This is a genomic window from Sphaerisporangium sp. B11E5 (assembly GCF_039871875.1).
In the GTDB taxonomy this organism is placed as follows: Bacteria; Actinomycetota; Actinomycetes; order Streptosporangiales; family Streptosporangiaceae; genus Sphaerisporangium.
Window position 1 is genome coordinate 35273 of record NZ_JBDPMD010000059.1, and the last position, 18983, is coordinate 54255.

Sequence of the window (18983 nt, forward strand, 5' to 3'; positions counted from 1 at the left end):
CCGGTCAGCGGCGGGGGGCGATGAGGTCCTGCGGCGGATCGTCCGGCGGCGGGGGTTGCTCGGGGTTCGGGTCGCCGTCGGGGTTTCCGGTGGGACCGGGGTCGTCGGGCGGGCTCGGCGGGCCTTCGGAGGGGCCGGGGTCCGGGGTGCCGGACGGCGGTGGGTCGGCGGGCGGCGTCGCGTCCGGGCCGCCGGTGGGCGGCGGGGGGCTCTGCTGGTCGTCGCGCCAGCCGTCGTCGTTCCAGCCCCGGTCGTTCCAGCCCTGGCCGCCGTACCAGCCGCCGTCCGGGTCGTAGGACACCGGGCCGGGGAACTGCTTGACCGGCTTGCCGTCCATGGCGACGGTCATGAAGGCCTTCCAGACCTGCGCCGGGAGCGAACCGCCGAACAGCGCGCCGTAGCCGGGCACGCTGACCGTCTTGTTGTCGTCGCGGAACATGTTGACCGCGGTGGACAACTGGGGGGTGTAGCCGACGAACCACACCGAGCTGGACGCGTCGCTTGTGCCGGTCTTGCCCGCCACCGGCCGGTCGTACAGGCGGGCGGCGGTGCCGGTGCCGCTCTCCACGGTCTGCCGCATCGCGTAGGTGGCGTCGGCGGCGGTGTCCTCCTTGAACGCCCGCACGGCGGGGGCGGCGAACTTCCTCACCAGCCCCTGGGCGTCGGTGACGGCCCGGATGACGTGCGCCTCACGGTGCACCCCCTGCGCGGCGAACGTGGCGAAACCGGACGCCTGCTGCACGGCGCTCACCGAGGCCGTGCCGAGCGGGAAGGTGGGGAAGTCCTTCTGCAGCGCCAGTTGGCCGGCCGGGATGCCCGCGGCCTCGGCCGCCTCGGCGACCTTCTCCAGGCCGATCTTCTGCCCGAGGTCCACGAACGCGGTGTTGACCGAGTTGCGGGTCGCCTCCACCAGGTCGATCGACGCGCCGTACGACGCGCCGCCGGAGTTCGGGATGGGGTCGCGTGCCGTGGCCACCCGGATCGGCGAGTTGCCGTTCACCCGGGTGGTGAGCGCCATGCCGTCCTCCAGCGCCGCCGCCAGCGCGTACGGCTTGAAGGTGGACCCGGCCTGCACCTTGGCGGAGAACGCGTTGTCGTACTGGTTGTCGCGGTAGTCCTTGCCGCCGTAGAAGGCGATCACCTCGCCGGTGGCGGGGTCCACCGCGGCGAGGCCGGTGCGCACCTTGCCGGGGGTCTCGTCGGGCAGCGTGTCCCTGACCGCGCGGGCCGCGGCGGCCATCAGGCGCTTGTCGAAGGTCGTGGTGATCTTGAGCCCGCCCTGCTGGATCTCCTCGTCGGTGAACCCGCGGCGGTTCAGCTCGTCGCGCACCTGGGCCATGATGTAGCCCTTCTGGCCGCTCAGCGTCAGCGGGTTCTTCAGCTTGGCGAGCTCGGGGAACGTCATCGTGGCCGCCTCGGACGCCGTGAGCGCCCGGGTCTGCACCATCGCTCCCACCACCGACCGCCACCGCGCCTCGGCGGCGGTGAGGTCGGCGCCCCGCGGGGAGGCGAAGCGGGACGGCTGCTGGATCACCGCGGCCAGGTAGGCGCCCTCGGCGGGGGTGAGCTTGCCGACGTCCTTGCCGAAGTACGCCTGCGCGGCGGCCTGGATGCCGTACGCGCCCCGGCCGAAGTAGATGGTGTTGAGGTACTGCTCCAGCACCCAGGACTTCGACTTGGACCGGTCGACCTTCAGCGCGATCATGATCTCTTTGAGCTTGCGCGCCGCGGACCGCTCCTGGCTGAGCCCGCTGTAGTAGTTGCGCACGAGCTGCTGGGTGATGGTGGAGCCGCCCTGGAGCTGGCTGCCGGTGACCGTCGACCACATGGCGCGCATGGTGCCCTGCAGAGACACGCCCTGGTCCTGGTAAAAAGTGCGGTTCTCCACGGCGATGACCGCGTCCCTGACGTATTTCGGCACCGTGTCCAGCGGGACGTTCTTGCGGTTCACGCCCTGGCGGGCGAGAACGGTCTTGCCGTCGCGGTAATAGATCGTGGAGCCCTGCGCGGTGGCGAGCTTCTGCGTGGTGTCGGGGATCGGCGTGAGGACCCACGCGACGGCGAGCGCGCCGATGACGACGAGAAAGGCGAAGGCGCCCGCCACCAGGATTCGACGGAGTACTCGTCGCCTGGTCCGGCCGGTTTTCCCTTCGTCCCCCACGGCGTCACCCCCGATCTGCTGCTCAGCTAAACCCCCGTAAGCTGGGCGGACCGTCCAATCTAAACCATAGATAGCCGTGCTCTGCCCGTCGAGCCGCCTCGTGAACTTCGTATGGCGGGGGAAGCGAACGGGTCAGGACAGGGCATCGGACGCGCCGTCGTGGGTGAAGGGGCTCCCTGGAACCGGCCAGCTCCCGTGGGGCCTTCACCTGGTGCCATGCCGCGGCGCGGCGGCGACCAGCGGCAGCACACGATAGACGACCGGCGTGTCCAGCGCGATCACCGAGGACGTGCGCACCACGCCTTCGACGTCCACGATCAGGTCGATGACCCGCTGCAGGTCGGCGTTGCTGCGCGCGACCACCCGGCACAGCATGTCGTCCCCGCCGGTGATCGTGTGCACCTCCAGCACCTCGGGGATCCTCGCCAGCAGCCCCGCCACCGGGTCGTGCCCGCTGACCTGCCGGATGTGCAGGGTGACGAACGCGGTCACCGTGTAGCCGAGCGCGGCCGGGTCCACGTCCGGGCCGAAGCCGGTGATCACACCGCCGGCCGTCAGGCGGTCCAGCCGGGCCTGCACGGTGCCGCGCGCGACCCCGAGCCGGCGGGACGCCTCAAGGACGCCCACCCGCGGCTCGGCGTGCAGCAGCGTGATCAGGCGGACGTCCAGCTCGTCGATCGTCATGCTGTACATCATTACCGACGAAGTCCGGTTTCGACTAGGCAACCTGTCTCCTCAATTTCCTATCGCTTGCACATATAGGCCACCTCGCCCCAGGGTGGGGCCATGAGCGATGTATTTCCCGTGCATGGCATGGACTCAGTGGTCTTCGCCGTCGGCAACGCCAAGCAGGCGGCGCATTACTACTCCACCGCCTTCGGCATGCGCCTGGTCGCCTACAAGGGGCCGGAGACGGGGAGCCGCGACGAGGTGGCCTACGTGCTGACCTCGGGCGGTGCTCGGTTCGAGCTGCGCGGCTCGGTGCGGCCGGGCACCGCGGTCGCCGGGCACGTCGCCCGGCACGGCGACGGCGTGATCGACCTCGCGCTCGACGTGCCGGACGTGGACGCCGCCTACGCGCACGCCGTGGCCGCCGGCGCCCGCGGGCTCGCTGAGCCGTACGTGGTGGAGGACGAGCACGGCAAGGTGGTGCTGGCCGCCATCGCCACCTACGGCGAGACGCGGCACACGCTGGTCGACCGGTCCAACTACAGCGGCGTGTACCTGCCGGGGTACGTGCCCGTGGAACCGCTGGTGCAGCCGCCGGCCAAGCGGTACTTCCAGGCCATCGACCACTGCGTCGGGAACGTCGAGCTCGGCAAGATGGACGAGTGGGTGGAGTTCTACAAGAACGTCATGGGCTTCACCAACATGGCGGAGTTCATCGGCGACGACATCGCCACCGAGTACTCGGCGCTGATGTCCAAGGTCGTGGCCAACGGCACCCGCAAGGTGAAGTTCCCGCTGAACGAGCCGGCGATCAGCCGGAAGAAGTCGCAGATCGACGAGTACCTGGAGTTCTACGGCGGTCCGGGCGTGCAGCACATCGCGCTCGCGACCAACGACATCCTGCGCACCGTGCGCGAGATGCGGGCCGCCGGGGTCGAGTTCCTCGACACACCCGACTCGTACTACGACGACCCCGAGCTGCGTGCCCGGATCGGTGAGGTGCGGGTGCCGGTCGAGGAGCTGAAGCGGGAACGCGTGCTGGTGGACCGCGACGAGGACGGCTACCTGCTGCAGATCTTCACCAAGCCCGTGCAGGACCGCCCCACGGTGTTCTTCGAGTTCATCGAGCGCCACGGCTCGCTCGGCTTCGGCAAGGGCAACTTCAAGGCCCTGTTCGAGGCCATCGAGCGTGAGCAGGAGCGGCGCGGCAACCTCTGACCCTTCCCCCCGGAAAAGAGGTCCGGACCCCCTCCACCCGCCCCCCGGGGGAGGGGTCCGGCATGGCACGCCGCTCCACCGGGCCGGCCCCGTCCCCCCCGAAGGGGCCGGCCCGCACCCACCTGGGACGATTCACCACCCCGGGAGGGAGAAACGCCCTCGCGAGCAGGGCCCCGGGGTGGGAAAAGTTCAACGGCTCCGGCCGGGTGCTGCCGTGGATACCGGATGACCTGCCCTTTCTCGCGTAGGCTGCACGGCATGCACAGGCCCACGCGTGTGACAGCAGCGCTCTCCGCCGTCGTGCTCGCCGCCGGCGCCTGCTCGGCCTCCAACGGCGCCACGGCGCCGAGCGCGGTCCCCGCCGCCACCGAACGGTCCGGTGCCGCCGCCGCGGGCGCGCCCGGCGCGGCGGGCATCGGCGACCCGGACTTCCCGACCGACGGCAACGGCGGGTACGACGTCGCCCACTACGGCCTGAAGCTGCGCTACGACCCGCCGACGCGCGACCTCGCCGGCACCGCCAGCGTCAAGGCCGCCGCCACGCAGGCCCTGACGCGGTTCGACCTCGACCTGCACGGCTTCACCGTGCGCAAGGTCACCGTGGACGGCGCCGCCGCCACCTTCGCCCGGGACGGCGACGAGCTGGTCGTGACGCCCCCCACCGTGATCGCCAAGGGGGCGTCGTTCACCGTCGCGGTCGACTACGCCGGGAAGCCCGACCCGGTGCGCAACTCCTCCAACCTCGGCACGTACGGCTTCATCCCCACCAAGGACGGCGCGTTCGTCACCAGCGAGCCGAACGGCGCCAAGACCTGGTTCCCCTGCAACGACCACCCGGCGGACAAGGCCACCTTCGACTTCGACGTCACCGTGCCCGCCGGCCTCACCGTTGTCGCCAACGGCGAGATGACCAAGCCGCCGGCCACCGCGGGCGGCAGGTCCACGTTCATGTGGCGCGAGTCCCACCCGATGACCACCTACCTCGCCACGATCACCCTCGGGAAGTTCCAGGTCCGCACCGGCAAGACCGCGGGCGGCATCCCCGTGTACGTCGCGACCGACCCCGCGTACGCCCGTCAGCTCGCCTCGCTGTACACCACGTCCGCCAAGGTCACCGACCACTGGTCCACGGTCTTCGGGCCGTACCCCTTCTCGTCCACCGGCGGGGTGATCGACGACTTCTCCGCCGGGTACGCCCTGGAGAACCAGACCAAGCCGATGTACGGCGGTTTCGCCCCCGACCAGAGCATCATCGCCCACGAGCTGGCCCACCAGTGGTTCGGCGACAGCGTCAGCATCACCCGCTGGAAGGACCTCTGGCTCAACGAGGGCTTCGCCACCTACGCCGAGTGGATGTGGGCCGAGCACACCGGCGGCGCCACCGCCGACCAGACCTTCGAGGGCTACAACGGCGCCGACCGCTCGGAGATCTGGCAGTACCCTCCCGGCGAGGCCCGTCGCGACGACCTCTTCCACAACTCCGTCTACACCCGCGGCGCCATGACCCTCCACGTCCTGCGCCGCCGCATCGGCGACGACAAGTTCTTCGAGCTCCTGCGCACCTGGACCAGGACCCACGCCCATTCCAACGCCACCACGCCGCAGTTCATCGCCCTGGCCCAGCAGATCGGCGGCAAGCCGGTGAAGGACCTCTTCGACGCGTGGCTCTACAGCCCCACCCGCCCCACCATCGTCCGCTGACCCCCGCCGGTCAGCCGAAGGACAGCTTGTAGCCGTAGCGGCGCAGCCCCGCGAGGACCTCGTCGCAGTGGAGCGGGCCGCGGGTCTCCAGGTGCATGAGCACCTCGGCCTCGTCGATCTGGAGCCTCGGGGCCATGCGTTCGTGGACGACGTCGATGACGTTCGCCCCGAGGTCGGCCACGCGGCCGAGGAGCTCCGCGAGGGCGCCCGGCCGGTCGGGAAGGCGGATACGGAAGGCCAGGTAGCGCCCGGCGGCGGACAGGCCGTGCCGCAGGACCTTGGAGAGCAGCAAAGGGTCGATGTTGCCGCCGGAGAGGACGGCCACCACAGGGGGTTCGAAGGCATGGGGCTGGTCCAGCAACCCGGCGACCCCCGCCGCGCCCGCGGGCTCGACCACCTGCTTGCCGCGCTCCAGGCAGAGCAGAAGGGCCCGGGAGAGGGCTTCCTCCGAGACGGTCACCACACTGTCCACCAGGTAGTGGATCATCTCGAACGTGATGTCACCCGGCCGCCCCACCGCGATCCCGTCCGCGATGGTGGACTGCGGTTCCACCATGACCGGATGCCCCGCCGCCAGTGACGCCGGGTACGCGGCGGCCCGTTCGGCCTGGACACCCACGATCCGGACCCCCGGCCGCAAGGACTTCACCGCCAGCGCCACCCCCGCCGCCAGCCCGCCCCCGCCGACGGCCAGCGCGATGGTCCCGACCTCGGGGACCTGCTCGAGGATCTCCAGCCCCACGGTCCCCTGCCCCGCGACCACATCCCGATGGTCGAAGGGATGAATGAAGACCCCGCCGGTCTCCTCCGCGTGCTCCTTGGCCGCCGCCAGCGCCTCGTCCACAGTGCTCCCCGCGAAGATCACCTCAGCCCCGTACGCCCGCGTGGCCTCGACCTTCGGCAACGGCGCCCCCTGCGGCATGAACACCGTCGCCTTGCACCCCAGCACCCCCGACGCCAGCGCCACGCCCTGCGCGTGGTTGCCCGCGCTGGCCGCGATCACCCCCCGCGCCCGCTCCCCGTCCGACAGCCGCGCGATCCGCACATAAGCCCCCCGGACCTTGAACGACCCCGCCCGCTGCAAGTTCTCCAGCTTGAGGTGAACCGGCCCCCCCACGATCTCCGACAACACCCGCGAGTAGACCGTCGGCGTCCGCACGACGACGTCCGCCATCAACTCACGAGCAGCCACGACGTCGTCATAAGTGACCTCTGGAAGCGCCATGCCCGAAGTCTCCCACTCCCCCGGTCATCGCCGGGTCACCGCCCCGTCGTACGCGGGGTGATCACACGGGGGCGGTCCAGTAGCGGTCCGGGGCCAGGATGAGGGCGGCGGCACCGACGAGGCCGGCCTGCTGGCCGAGGGCGGCGGGGAGGACGCGGAGGCGGCGGGAGAACGGCATGCGGGCGTGGGTGCGGAGGGCTTCCTCCAGAGGGGTGAACAGCAGAGGGCCGGCTTGGGAGAGGCCGCCGCCGATGGTGACCAGATCAAGGTCGCAGAGGTGGGTGGCGGAGGCTACCGCTATGCCTAAGGCGTGGCCGGCGCGGGTCATGGCACGTTCGGCGATCTCGTCGCCGGAGGCGGCGTCGGCGGCCAACTGGCGGGCGGACGCCTCCTCGGCTTCCGGATGGCCGGGCTCAGAGCTCCCCGGGGTCCAGCCTTGGCCGAGAGCCCACGCGGCCAAGGCCGGGCCCCGGCTGACGGCCTCCAGGCATCCCCGGCCGCCGCAGCCGCACTCGGGGCCGTCAGGGTCGACGATGATGTGGCCGATGTGACCGGCGTTGCCGGTGGGGCCGTTGACCAGGCGGTTTCCCAGGATGAGGCCACCGCCGACGCCTGTGGAGACGACCATGCCGAGCATGTCGCGTACGCCCTGGCCGGCGCCGCGCCAGTGTTCGGCCGCCGCCAGGCAGATGGCGTCGTTGTGGACGCGGACGGGAACCCCGGGGAAACGCTCGGCCAGGGCGGCGCGCAGAGGGAAGTCACGCCAGCCGGGCATGTTGAGGGGGGACACGACGCCCTCGGGCCAGCGCATCGGGCCACCGCAGCCCACTCCCACCCCCAGGCCGGGGCCGTTCACCACGAGGGGCTCGATGAGGGTGAGCAAGGTTTTCCACAGGGTGTGGGCTTTCGCGCCGGGCGGGGTGGCGACACGCTCGGCGGTGAGGACCTGGCCTGAGGCGTCCACCAGGCCGGCGGCGAACTTGGTCCCCCCGATGTCGATGGCGAGGACGAAACCGGAGGCACCGGCGGGCGGGATCATGCGCGGCGGACCTCGGCGCGGGCACAGAGGCAGGCCATGTGCCGCGCATGGCCCGTCAGGACCCCGGCGCGGACGACGAGACGGATCATGTGCTGTGGGTGGTCCTCTGGGATCTGGACGTGGCGGGGGCCGGTGGGGCGGTGCTGAAGACCAGGAGGGCGGCGGAGAAGCCGTGGACGTGGTTGTGGCCGGCGACCGGGCCGACCTCGCCCGCCGCGAAGAATCCGGCCATGCCGATGGGGCCCAAGGTGTCCTGGACGGCGAGCGCGTCGTGGTCGGAGCTGCCGAACATCGCGGAGCCGCGGCCGTTGCAGGAGAACAGCAACGCGCCGTCGATGCGGCCCCGCTGCTCCACGTGGGCGTCCAGCAGGGCGTACAGGTCCTCGTCGGCGGCGGCGGCGTCGCGGACCTGGAAGCGGACGCTCTGGCCGACGTCCAGGACGTCCCCTACGGCCACCGCCTCACGCTCGGGGTCGATGCCGAGGATGCCCCTGATAAGAAAATCGCCGCGTTCGTGGCTCTCTGCGTACTCGTCCATGGCGACGCCGATCTGCAGCCCGGACGCGACCAGCTCGCGGTCGTCCTCGTCCAGGTCGCTGACGATGTCCTCCAGCCGGGCGAGCGCGGGCTGCCCGGCCAGTTCGAGCAGCAGGTTGTCCTCGGACCGGGTGACGACCATGGTGGGGCCGATGGGACGGCAGCCCTGGGAGACGACGGTGCCGACGTTGACCGGGCCGCTCAGCATGACCCCGATGGCGCCCTCGGTGTACATCTCCCCGTCGGCGAACAGCCGCACCGAGCCCTGCCCGCGCATGCCGTTGGCCAGCCCGCCGACCAGGGGGAGATCGCCGAGCACGTCGGAGGAATGCTCGACGAACGCGTCGGTGGGGAAGGTGTAGGGGTCGGCGAACAGGATGGCCGCCTGGTCGTCCGGTCCGCGATCGGGCAGGCCGATGATGACGAAACGGTCCTCCATGCGCAGCGTCTCCAGCACGAACGCGGTGGCGCGCCCGGCGCCGAGGCTGGCGGCCCAGGCGCTCACCGCGGGGGTGAGCTCCACGCCCTGGCCGTCCCCGATGACCCCGGTGGCGCTGCACCCGATCACCTGGGCCCCTGGCGCCATGCGCATGGCCCGCAGCCCGGCCCGGGCGACGTCGTCGGGATCGTCTCCGCAGATGAAGAAGCACAGCAGGTCGGGCGGGCCCGACAGGCCGGCGAGCGCTTGGCGCACCGCGGTCTCGGCGGCCACCACCAGGTCGGACCCCACGGCGAGACCATCCGAGAACCGGCTCGTCAAGACCGCCACACGCCTCGCCTCCTCTTATGACGGGAGTCATCGTGTGTCATACATTGCCCCTCTTGGCCGAATTCTCCCCACTACCGGAGTAACGACGCCCCCGCAGCGTCACACAATGGTCAAGCTCCGAGATGTGCATAAGCTGCCACAAGCTTCCCGGGCGACGTAGTCTCGTCTTCGTGCATGAATCGCCCACACCGCGAAGTGAAACCCCGCAACCGCGCACTCTCCACCAACTACGCGAGAGCGGACACACCTACCGTTCGGTCAAGGCGGAGATCCGCGAGAACCTGCTGGCCAGACTACGCTCAGGCGCACCGAGATTCCCGGGCATCGTGGGATTCGAGGACACCGTGCTGCCGCACCTGGAGCGTGCCCTGCTGGCCGGTCACGATCTCGTGCTGCTGGGCGAGCGAGGCCAGGGCAAGACCCGCCTCATCCGCACCGTCACCGGGCTGCTCGACGAGTGGACCCCGGTGGTCGAGGGCTGCGAGATCAACGACCACCCGTACGTCCCCACCTGCGTGCGCTGCGTGAAGCTGGCCGCCGAGGCGGGCGGGAACCTGCCCGTGGCGTGGAAGCACCGCGACGACCGGTACGGCGAGAAGCTCGCCACCCCCGACACCTCGGTGGGCGACCTGATCGGCGACGTCGACCCCATCAAGATCGCCGAGGGACGCACCCTGGGCGACCCGGAGACCGTGCACTACGGCCTGGTCCCCCGCACCAACCGCGGCGTGTTCTCGGTCAACGAGCTGCCCGACCTGGCCGAGCGCATCCAGGTGTCCCTGCTCAACGTCCTCGAGGAACGCGACATCCAGGTGCGCGGCTACAACCTGCGCCTGCCGCTGGACGTCCTGCTGATCGCCAGCGCCAACCCCGAGGACTACACCAACCGCGGCCGCATCATCACCCCGCTGAAGGACCGCTTCGGCGCCGAGATCCGCACCCACTACCCCCTCACGCTGGACGACGAGCTGGCGCTGATCCGCCAGGAGGCCACGCTCCTGTGGGGCGACGCCGACGCGCCCGGCGGGGCCGAGCTGCCGGACCACCTGATCGAGGTCATCGCCCGCTTCACCCGCCTGGTCCGCGAGTCCACCGCGGTGGACTCCCGCTCCGGCGTCTCGGCGCGCTTCGCCATCGCCGCCGCGGAGACCGCCGCCGCCTCCGCCGTACGGCGGGCCGCCCTCACCGGCGAGGAGCGGCCGGTCACCCGCGTGGCCGACCTGCCCGGCGTCGTCCCGTCGCTGCGCGGCAAGGTCGAGTTCGAGGTGAGCGAGGAGGGCCGCGAGGTCGAGGTGCTGGCCCACCTGCTGCGCCGCGCCGTCGCGGAGACCTTCCGCCGCACGCTCGGCGGCATGGACCTGTCGGCGCTGCTCGACAAGTTCACCGAGGGCGCGCAGATCGAGTCGGGCGAGCTGACCACGGCCACCGAGTTGCTGCGGCAGATCGGCCCGGTCAACGGCCTCGCGAAGATCATGTCCCAGGTGGGCATGGGCGAGGGCGACGAGTCCCCCGGGCACGCCGCCGCCGCGCTGGAGTTCGCGCTGGAGGGCCTGTACCTCATGCGCCGCCTCTCCAAGGACGAGGTCGACGGAGGCGCCGTCTACCGGACCTAGGCCGCGCCGACCCACGCATATCGGACACACGACGGTTAGGCTCCGAAGAGATGAGCGGCTACCGATACGGCGAGTATCACGACGGGCCCGATCCCCTGGCACCGCCCTACGACGTGCGGGCGGCGCTCGACGAGATGGGCGACGCGATCCTGTCCGGCTCCACGCCCCAGGACTCCCTGCGCGACCTGCTCCGGCGCGGGCTGCCCGGGGCGCCGGACCGGCGCGGGCTCGACGAGCTGCTGCGCGAGGTGCGCAAGCGCCGCCGCGAGGTGCGTGAGCGCGGCAACCTGACGGGCACGCTCGAGCGGGCCCGGGCGCTGCTGGACAAGGCGATCGGGCAGGAGCGCGCCGAGCTGTTCCCCGACCCCTCCGACGACGCCCGGCTGCGTGAGGCCGAGCTGGACTCCGTGCCGTCCGACACCGCGAGCGCCGTACGGCAGCTCAGCTCGTACGAATGGCGCTCGGCCGCCGCGCGGCAGACGTTCGAGGAACTGCGCGATCTGCTGCGCCGTGAGGTGCTGGACAGCCGGTTCCGCGGCATGCGGGACGCGCTGGCCAACCCCGACCCGCAGGCCATGGAGCGGGTCAGGCAGATGATGTCCGACCTGAACGACATGCTCGACCGGGACGCGCGCGGGGAGCACACCCAGGAGGACTTTGACCGGTTCATGGACAAGTACGGGGACTTCTTCCCGGAGAAGCCCCGCAACCTCGGCGAACTCGTCGACATCCTGGCCCGCCGGGCCGCCGCCGCGCAGCGCATGCTCGCCTCGATGACCCCGCAGCAGCGCGAGGAACTGCAGGCCCTGATCGACCAGACCCTTGAGCAGGCCGGCCTGCGCGACCAGATGAACCGCCTCGGCCAAGCCCTGTACGCCCGCCGCCCCGACCTCGCCTGGGACGGCTCCGAGCGCATGGAGGGCGAGCAGTCCCTCGGCATGGGCGACGCCGTCACCGCGCTGGAGGAACTGGCCGACCTCAGCCAGCTCGAGGAGGCGCTGCGGCAGGACTACCCCGGCGCCCGGCTGGACGACGTGGACGAGGCCGCGATCCGCCGCGCCCTCGGCCGGTCCGCCGTGGACGACCTGGAAGCGCTCAGGCAGATCGAGCGCGAGCTGGAGCAGCAGGGTTACCTCCTGCGCCGGCGCGGCAAGCTGGAGCTCACCCCGAAGGCCGTGCGCCGCCTCGGCGAGACCGCGCTGCGGCGGGTGTTCGACTCCCTGGACGGCGGGCGCCGCGGCGACCACGACCAGCGGGACGCCGGGGCCGCCGGGGAGCTCACCGGCACCTCACGCCCCTGGCGGTTCGGCGACGAGCAGCCCATCGACGTGGTGCGCACCCTGGTGAACGGCGTGCGGCGCGGCTCGTCCGGCGACCGGCGCGCCCGGGTGGCGTTGTCGGTGGACGACTTCGAGGTGGCCGAGACCGAACGCCGTACCGCGGCGGCGGTGTGCCTGCTGGTGGACCTGTCGTACTCGATGGCCCTGCGCGGCACCTGGGCACCCGCCAAGCAGACCGCACTCGCCCTGCAGGCCCTGGTGGCGTCCAAGTTCCCCGGCGACGCCGTGCAGATCATCGGCTTCTCCAACTACGCCCGGGTGTTGCAGCCCGAGGAACTGGCGGGCCTGGAGTGGGACATGGTGCAGGGCACCAACCTGCACCACGCCCTGCTGATCGCCGGCCGCCACCTGGACCGCCACCCCGACTTCGAACCGGTCGTCCTGGTGGTGACGGACGGCGAACCGACCGCCCACCTGATGCGCAACGGCCGCTACTGGTTCGAGTGGCCCCCGTCCCGCGAGACGCTGGAACTCACCCTGGCCGAGGTGGACAAGATGACCCGCCGCCGCGCCACGATCAACGTCTTCATGCTCGCCACCGACGAACGCCTGAAGGACTTCGTGGACGAGGTGGCCCGCCGCAACGGCGGCCGGGTCTTCTCCCCGAGCGCCGACCGCCTGGGCGAATACGTGGTGAACGACTTCCTCCGCGTCCGCCGCACCCGCTGACCTGTCCGGCTACGGCTCGATCAGGCCCACGCGGATGGCGTAGCGGGTGAGTTCCAGGCGGTCCTTCATGCCGAGCTTCTGCAGCAGGTTCGCCCGGTGCCGTTCGACGGTCTTGACGCTGATGACGAGCATGTTCGCGATCTCCTGCGAGGTGTGGCCCTCGGCGACGAGCTTGAGGATCTCCTCCTCACGCTCGGTGATCGCCCTCGGGGGGACGGTGCCGCCCTCCCGCACGCGGTCGAGGTAGTCGCGGATCAGGGCGGTGACCGCGCCCGGGTACAGGAAGGGCTCGCCGCGCATGGCGGCGTGGCAGGCCTCCACGAGGTCGCGGTCGGCGACGGACTTCAGGACGTAGCCGGAGGCGCCGGACTTCAGCGCCTCGAAGAAGTACTGCTCGTTGTCGTACATGGTCAGGATGAGGATGCGCATCTCCGGCCACTGGCGGGACAACTCGCGCGCCGCCCGCAGGCCCGTCATGCGCGGCATCGCGATGTCCAGGATCGCGAGGTCCGGCCGGTGCTCACGGGCCAGCGCCACGGCCTCGGCGCCGTCCCCGGCCTCGGCGACGACGGTCAGGCCCGGCTCGCCGTCCAGGATGAGCCGCACGCCCCGCCGCACCAGCGCGTGGTCGTCGGCCAGCAGGATGCGTGTGGCGGCCGTCATCTGCCTTCCTCCACGGTGTGCTCCCGGTGCGCCGGCACGGTCAGGCGGACCTCGGTGCCGCCCTCGGGGACGGGGCCCACGCTGAGCGCGGCCCCGATGAGCAGAGCCCGCTCGCGCATGCCCTGGATGCCGGAGCCCTCCGGGGCGCCGCCGGGGCCGCGGCCGTCGTCGCGGACGCGCAGCTCCACGCCGCCGGACGTTCGGCGCAGCGTCAGATCGACGTGCCGGGCACCCGCGTGGCGCGCGATGTTGGTGAGGCCCTCCTGGGCGACGCGGTACAGCACGAGCTCGGTGTCCTTGTCCAGCGGCGGCAGGCCGGGCTCCACGTGGTGGTGCACGGCCAGGCCGGGGGTGGAGAACTCGCCCGCGAGGGCCTTGAGCGCGCTGGACAGCCCGAGCTCCTCGAGCACCCCGGGGCGCAGGCGCCGCGCGATGCGGCGGATCTCGTCCAGCCCGGTGCGCGTGGTCTCCTGCACCTGGTGGATCTCCTCGCGCACCGGCTCGGGGGCGTGACCGGCGACACGCTTGAGCTCCAGCAGCACGGCGGTGAGGGTCTGCCCCACCTCGTCGTGCAGTTCCTGGGCGACGCGGTGGCGCTCGGCCTCCTGCGCGGACAGGGCGCGGGCGGCGCTGCCGGCCCGCTCGGACTCCAGCCGGTCGAGCATGGTGTTGAAGGTGCGGATCAGCTCGGCCACCTCGCCGCGCCCGCCCGGCGCGGGCCGCCGCCCCGGGCGCAGCAGGTCCGTGGTGGACATGGCCCGGGTCAGCCGCCGCACCGGCGAGAGGCCGACACGCAGCAGCGCGGCGTTGGCGACCAGCATGGCGGCCAGCCCCACCACCAGGATCGCCGCCTCGGTGAACAGCACGGGCGTGGAGACGGTGACCGGCCCGAGCAGCAGCCCCACGGCCACGACCAGCACGACGGCGTTCAGCAGGAAGATCCTCCAGAACAACGACACCCGCGTCCCCCTCTCCTCTCCACTATGACCATGCCCACCGGGGACGCGCCATCGGTGCCACCACCCATATGGGGCCACCGTCTGCACGTCGCCCACCAGGCGAAATGGGGGGTGGCACGGATGGCGTCCACCCCCGCCCGCGGGAGAGGCTGGAAGAGCCTCACCGGCGGAGCCTTCGGGGGGAGGAGCCATGGCGCACACCGACGACCGCACCCGTTCCGTTCTCGCGGCGCGGACGAAGGACCGCGCCACACCCCCCACGGCGCGGACGAAGGACCGCGCCGCGCCCCTCGCGCAGGCCCCGCCGGTGAGGCGCCAACGCACGGGGCTGCTGCTGTTCCTCGCCGCGGGTCTCACACTCCTGACCGTGGGCCTGCTGCGCGGCCAGGGCGTGCTGATCGCCGCCGGCCTCATCATGGCCGGCTTGGTCGAGTGCCTGCTCGGCCGCCACCGCGACCACCACCACGACCGGCCGGCACCACACCGGCGGCACTGAGACCGGCCGGGGCTCGTACGGATTCCGTGAGGTGGGCGGAAGTCCATTGCGGCCCCGGCCGCACGTTGTCCCTTTTAACAATAAAAAAACGCTTATATCACCCGATATAGCCAGGACATTGGCAGCCGGTCCGGCCCGGAACGCTCCGGGCGTCCGGCCTCGGAGGAGGACTCATCCAGCTCGTACACGCACGACGCCGGCCCGACGCGCACGGAAGGTGGTGACCCGTGGGACATGCCGGCACTCTGCTCGCCATGGGGGGCGCCTTCCTGGCGGCCGCGCTGCTCGCCCGGCTCGGGCGCAGGATCGGGTTGCCGACGATCCCGTTGTTCATGCTCGCGGGCATCCTGCTCGGCCCGCACACGCCCGGCGTCGTGCTGGTCGGGGACGCGGACGAACTGGAGATGTTGTCCGCGCTCGGGCTGGTGCTCCTGCTCTTCTCCCTGGGGCTGGAGTTCCACCTCGACGACCTCCGGAGCGGCGGCAGACGGCTGCTCGCCGCCGGAGGCGTCTATCTGCTGCTGAACGTCGGGGCGGGGCTCGGGTTCGGGTTCGCGCTCGGCTGGGGCGCGCGGGAGGCGCTGGTGCTGGCCGGGGTGCTCGGCATCTCGTCGTCCGCGATCGTCACCAAGATCCTCATCGACCTGGGGCGCATCGGCAGGCCCGAGACGCGCCTCATCCTCGGCGTCATCGTCGTCGAGGACATCTTCCTCGCCCTGTACCTCGCGGCCCTCCAGCCGGTCCTCAGCGGCGCCCAGGGAGCCGCTGAGACGGTCCTGCAGGCCGCCAAGGCGTTCGGCTTCCTGCTGCTGCTCGCGGTGGCCGCCCGGTACGGCACCCGGCTGGTCGGCCGCCTGATCGCGGTGCGGGACGACGAGCTGCTGGTGGTGAGCTTCCTCGGCGCCGCCGTCCTGATCGCGGGGATCTCCGAGTCCCTCGGCGTCGCCGACGCGATCGGCGCCTTCATGGTCGGCCTGATCCTCGCGGGCACCCCGTCCGCGCCGCGCATCCGCGAGCTGGTCCACCCGCTGCGTGACGCCTTCGCCGCGATCTTCTTCTTCGCCTTCGGCCTGTCCATCGACCCCGGGGACGTCGCGTCCGTCGCGGCCCTGGTGGCGGCGGCCGCCGCGCTGACCGTCGTCATGAACGTCGCCGCGGGGCTGTTCGCGGCCCGCCTGCACGGCCACGGCCCGGGGCCCGCCGCGGACATCGCGGCCACCCTGCTGGCGCGGGGCGAGTTCGCGCTCATCCTCGGCGCCATGGCCGCGGGGGCGGGCCTGGACCGCCGCCTCGCGCCGTTCATCGCGGGCTACGTGCTGGTGCTCGCCGTGCTCGGGCCGGTGGCGGCCGGGCGTTCGCACCTCCTGGCCCGGGTGCTGCGGTCGCGGCGTTGCTCCACGTACGGGGAGAACCGGCATCGTCCCATGTCAGAGGCGGAACCGTATGCGGCGGGCCGTTAATTCGTTGCCGATCGGCCTGCAATGCCACACGATGTTAATTGAGGCTATTCATTACGCCCGCTTCGGAAAAGCCGCCCACTCTTTTCCTGTCACGAAGGGAGAAAAGCCATGTTCGCGGCGGCGTTCATCCTGTTCACCATGATCATCACGGTGCCCCTGTACGAGATGACCGTGAACAACCGGCCGCGGCGGCGGCGCACGCCGTCCGGCCGGGGCCACGCGCACACCGGACTGCGCGCCCCCGCCGAGGTCCGCTGAGGCCCGAGGCCCCCCGGGTCCCCGAGGTCCATCCCGTCCTCCCGAGGCCCACCGAGTCCTCCTATGGCCCCTGAAGGCCAACGGAGACGTCCGCTCTCGGGGCGTTCGCCCTGATTCCTTTCGCACCTCCACGGCCCGGGGCGTTCCCCTGCTGATCACCGAGGCGATAGCCTCAACCGCATGTCGTTCTTCGACTACCTACTGCTCTGGCTGCACATCGCCTTCGCGATCTTCGCTATCGGTCCGGTGACCGTGGCCGCCAGCTACACGCCCCGATTCATCAGGGCCAAGGACGTCGGCGTGCTGCGGTTCCTGAACCGCACCACGCGTGTCTTCGGCCTGCTCACCATCGGCGTCTTCCTGTTCGGCCTGGCGCTCGGCCGTGCCGCGCTCGCCAAGCCGTACCTGTCGGTGTCGATGACGCTGTTCATCGTGGGGGCGGTGCTGCTGGTCATGATCGAGCGTGACCAGCGCACCGCCATCCGCGTGTTGTCCAGCGAGACGCCGGAGGACGACGCCAAGGTGCAGACCGGACGCATCGCCATGCTGGGCGGCATCATGGCGCTCATCTGGCTGATCATCCTGGTGCTGATGGTGTGGTTCAACCCCACCAGTTGAGCCGCGGGCCCCTCAGCCGCCGAGCGCCTGGCTGAGGTCGGCGAGCAGGTCGCTCACCGACTCGATGCCCACCGACAGGCGCACCAGGTCGCCGGGCACCTCAAGGGCCGACCCGGCGACCGAGGCGTGCGTCATGCGCCCCGGGTGCTCGATCAGCGACTCCACCCCGCCCAGGGACTCGCCGAGGATGAAGATCTCCGTGCGGTCGCAGATCGCCACGGCCTCCTCCTCGCCACCCGCGACGCGGAACGAGACCATGCCGCCGGACCGGCGCATCTGCTTGGCGGCCACCTCGTGCCCCGGGTGGTGCGCCAGCCCCGGGTAGTACACCTCGGTGACGCGGGGGTGCGACAGCAGAAGGTCCACGACACGCTCGGCGTTGTCGCAGTGCCGGTCCATGCGTACCGCGAGCGTCTTCAGCCCGCGCAGGGTCAGCCAGGCGTCGAACGGCCCCGCCACCGCCCCCATCGCGTTCTGGTTGTACGCCAGCCGCTCGCCGACCTCCTGGTCACGGGCCACCAGGGCGCCGCCCACGACGTCGGAGTGGCCGCCCGCGTACTTGGTGGTGCTGTGCACGACCACGTCCGCGCCGAGCGCCAGCGGCTGCTGCAGGTACGGCGTGGCGAAGGTGTTGTCCACCACGAGCAGCGCCCCGGCGGCGTGCGCGATGCCCGCGAGGGCCTCGATGTCGGCGATGCCGAGCAGCGGGTTGGTCGGCGTCTCCACCCAGATGACCTTGGTGTCCGGCCGCACCGCCGCCCGCACCGCGTCCAGGTCCCCGAGCGGCACCGGGTCGTGGTGCAGCCCCCATGCCTCGTAGACCTTGGCGAACAGCCGCCAGGTCCCGCCGTAAGCGTCCCCCGGCATGATGACGTGGTCCCCCGGCCGGCACAACGTGCGCAACACCGCGTCCTCCGCCGCCAGCCCCGACGCGAACGCCAGCCCCCGCGCCCCGCCCTCCAGCGCCGCCAGGCACTCCTCCAGCGCCGTCCTGGTGGGGTTCGCCGACCGGCTGTATTCGTAACCCTCCCGCAGGCCTCCGACCCCGTCCTGCTTGTAAGTGGACACCGCGTAGATGGGCGGCACCACGGCCCCCGTACGCGGATCGGGCGCCTGGCCTGCGTGAATGGCCAGAGTCTCAAAGCCTTCAATCATCCCCCAACGCTATCGCCTCCCCCTGAGGCCGCACCGCCCCTCACCCGGCTACGGCGAAAGGACGAGACGAGGACCATCCCCCGGTCCGATGGCAGCCGCGCCCGGAGCCCCTAGCGTCGACGCCATGAGGGTGAACCGGCCCGCCGCTCCACCCCGGCGGCGCCTTCCCTCCCCCGCGACCGGCTCATACAGGGGTGACGGCTCATGCTCGACGTCCTGGCACGGCTCACGACGCACCGCGCGTGGTGGGTGCTTGCGGCCTGGACGCTCCTGCTGGCCGTCACCTTCCCCGCCTGGCGGGACGCCCTTCTCGTCCCCCTCGCCCCTGAGGCGGTGCCGGCGGAGGTGTACGGGGCACCGCCGGGAGCGGACGGGGGGCCGCTCGGGGCGGACGGGGCGGGGCGGGTGCCTGCCGTGGGGGACGGGGTGGGGG

At 71.6% G+C, this 18983-nt stretch carries 17 protein-coding genes; 9 read left to right on the forward strand and 8 right to left on the reverse strand.

Annotation, left to right across the window (positions count from 1 at the left end; translation table 11 throughout):
• Window positions 1-4: 4 nt before the first annotated feature.
• Both ABGB17_RS34070 and ABGB17_RS34075 read right to left on the reverse strand, forming a co-directional pair.
• On the reverse strand, window positions 5-2104 hold the full coding sequence (locus tag ABGB17_RS34070; protein ID WP_347637560.1) for a transglycosylase domain-containing protein: 2100 nt from the start codon (window positions 2102-2104) through the stop codon (window positions 5-7).
• 261 nt (window positions 2105-2365) lie between these two features.
• A complete protein-coding gene (locus ABGB17_RS34075; RefSeq protein ID WP_347637562.1) occupies window positions 2366-2845 on the reverse strand; it encodes an Lrp/AsnC family transcriptional regulator in 480 nt (159 codons plus the stop codon).
• A 129-nt stretch (window positions 2846-2974) separates the two neighbouring features.
• Between ABGB17_RS34075 and hppD the strand changes: the two genes are divergently transcribed.
• Together hppD and ABGB17_RS34085 are read left to right on the forward strand one after the other, a co-directional pair.
• The gene (hppD, locus tag ABGB17_RS34080) at window positions 2975-4048 is read left to right on the forward strand and encodes a 4-hydroxyphenylpyruvate dioxygenase (RefSeq protein ID WP_347637564.1); all 1074 of its coding nucleotides are present in this window, start codon (window positions 2975-2977) and stop codon (window positions 4046-4048) included.
• A 258-nt stretch (window positions 4049-4306) separates the two neighbouring features.
• A complete protein-coding gene (locus tag ABGB17_RS34085; RefSeq protein ID WP_347637566.1) occupies window positions 4307-5749 on the forward strand; it encodes a M1 family metallopeptidase in 1443 nt (480 codons plus the stop codon).
• A gap of 10 nt (window positions 5750-5759) precedes the next feature.
• Here ABGB17_RS34085 and ilvA read toward each other — a convergent pair whose 3' ends face one another.
• The 3 genes from ilvA to ABGB17_RS34100 form a co-directional block, all read right to left on the reverse strand.
• The gene (ilvA, locus tag ABGB17_RS34090; protein ID WP_347637568.1) at window positions 5760-6974 is read right to left on the reverse strand and encodes a threonine ammonia-lyase; all 1215 of its coding nucleotides are present in this window, start codon (window positions 6972-6974) and stop codon (window positions 5760-5762) included.
• A 61-nt stretch (window positions 6975-7035) separates the two neighbouring features.
• Window positions 7036-8013 carry an ROK family protein gene (locus ABGB17_RS34095; RefSeq protein WP_347637570.1) on the reverse strand — a complete coding sequence of 326 codons (978 nt, stop codon included), beginning with the start codon at window positions 8011-8013 and terminating at the stop codon, window positions 7036-7038.
• 85 nt (window positions 8014-8098) lie between these two features.
• Window positions 8099-9319, reverse strand: coding sequence for an FIST N-terminal domain-containing protein (locus ABGB17_RS34100; RefSeq protein ID WP_347637572.1), 1221 nt, complete (start codon window positions 9317-9319; stop codon window positions 8099-8101).
• A gap of 122 nt (window positions 9320-9441) precedes the next feature.
• Here ABGB17_RS34100 and ABGB17_RS34105 point away from each other — a divergent pair, with 122 nt between their 5' ends.
• Window positions 9442-10932 (forward strand): sigma 54-interacting transcriptional regulator, encoded by a 1491-nt coding sequence (locus ABGB17_RS34105; RefSeq protein ID WP_347637574.1) that lies wholly within the window; start codon window positions 9442-9444, stop codon window positions 10930-10932.
• A 50-nt stretch (window positions 10933-10982) separates the two neighbouring features.
• A complete protein-coding gene (locus ABGB17_RS34110; RefSeq protein ID WP_347637576.1) occupies window positions 10983-12941 on the forward strand; it encodes a hypothetical protein in 1959 nt (652 codons plus the stop codon).
• Window positions 12942-12950: 9 nt separating this feature from the next.
• Here ABGB17_RS34110 and ABGB17_RS34115 read toward each other — a convergent pair whose 3' ends face one another.
• On the reverse strand, window positions 12951-13604 hold the full coding sequence (locus ABGB17_RS34115; protein WP_347637578.1) for a response regulator transcription factor: 654 nt from the start codon (window positions 13602-13604) through the stop codon (window positions 12951-12953).
• A complete protein-coding gene (locus ABGB17_RS34120) occupies window positions 13601-14563 on the reverse strand; it encodes a HAMP domain-containing sensor histidine kinase (protein WP_347637580.1) in 963 nt (320 codons plus the stop codon). Before ABGB17_RS34120 ends, ABGB17_RS34115 begins: the two co-directional genes overlap by 4 nt.
• A gap of 190 nt (window positions 14564-14753) precedes the next feature.
• Here ABGB17_RS34120 and ABGB17_RS34125 point away from each other — a divergent pair, with 190 nt between their 5' ends.
• From ABGB17_RS34125 to ABGB17_RS34140, 4 genes are all read left to right on the forward strand, one after another.
• Window positions 14754-15059 carry a hypothetical protein gene (locus tag ABGB17_RS34125; RefSeq protein ID WP_347637582.1) on the forward strand — a complete coding sequence of 102 codons (306 nt, stop codon included), beginning with the start codon at window positions 14754-14756 and terminating at the stop codon, window positions 15057-15059.
• 227 nt (window positions 15060-15286) lie between these two features.
• The gene (locus ABGB17_RS34130; RefSeq protein ID WP_347637584.1) at window positions 15287-16519 is read left to right on the forward strand and encodes a cation:proton antiporter; all 1233 of its coding nucleotides are present in this window, start codon (window positions 15287-15289) and stop codon (window positions 16517-16519) included.
• A gap of 108 nt (window positions 16520-16627) precedes the next feature.
• The gene (locus ABGB17_RS34135) at window positions 16628-16777 is read left to right on the forward strand and encodes a hypothetical protein (protein ID WP_347637586.1); all 150 of its coding nucleotides are present in this window, start codon (window positions 16628-16630) and stop codon (window positions 16775-16777) included.
• Window positions 16778-16957: 180 nt separating this feature from the next.
• Entirely contained in the window at window positions 16958-17395 is a 438-nt protein-coding gene (locus ABGB17_RS34140) for a hypothetical protein (protein WP_347637588.1), read from the forward strand.
• A gap of 12 nt (window positions 17396-17407) precedes the next feature.
• On the opposite strand, the gene ABGB17_RS34145 is transcribed toward ABGB17_RS34140, so the two are convergent.
• Window positions 17408-18550, reverse strand: a complete 1143-nt coding sequence (locus ABGB17_RS34145; protein ID WP_347637590.1) for a cystathionine gamma-synthase — start codon at window positions 18548-18550, stop codon at window positions 17408-17410.
• A 204-nt stretch (window positions 18551-18754) separates the two neighbouring features.
• On the opposite strand from ABGB17_RS34145, the gene ABGB17_RS34150 reads away from it, so the two are divergent.
• Window positions 18755-18983, forward strand: a 229-nt coding sequence (locus ABGB17_RS34150; protein WP_347637592.1) for a hypothetical protein, incomplete at its 3' end; no start/stop codon positions are given.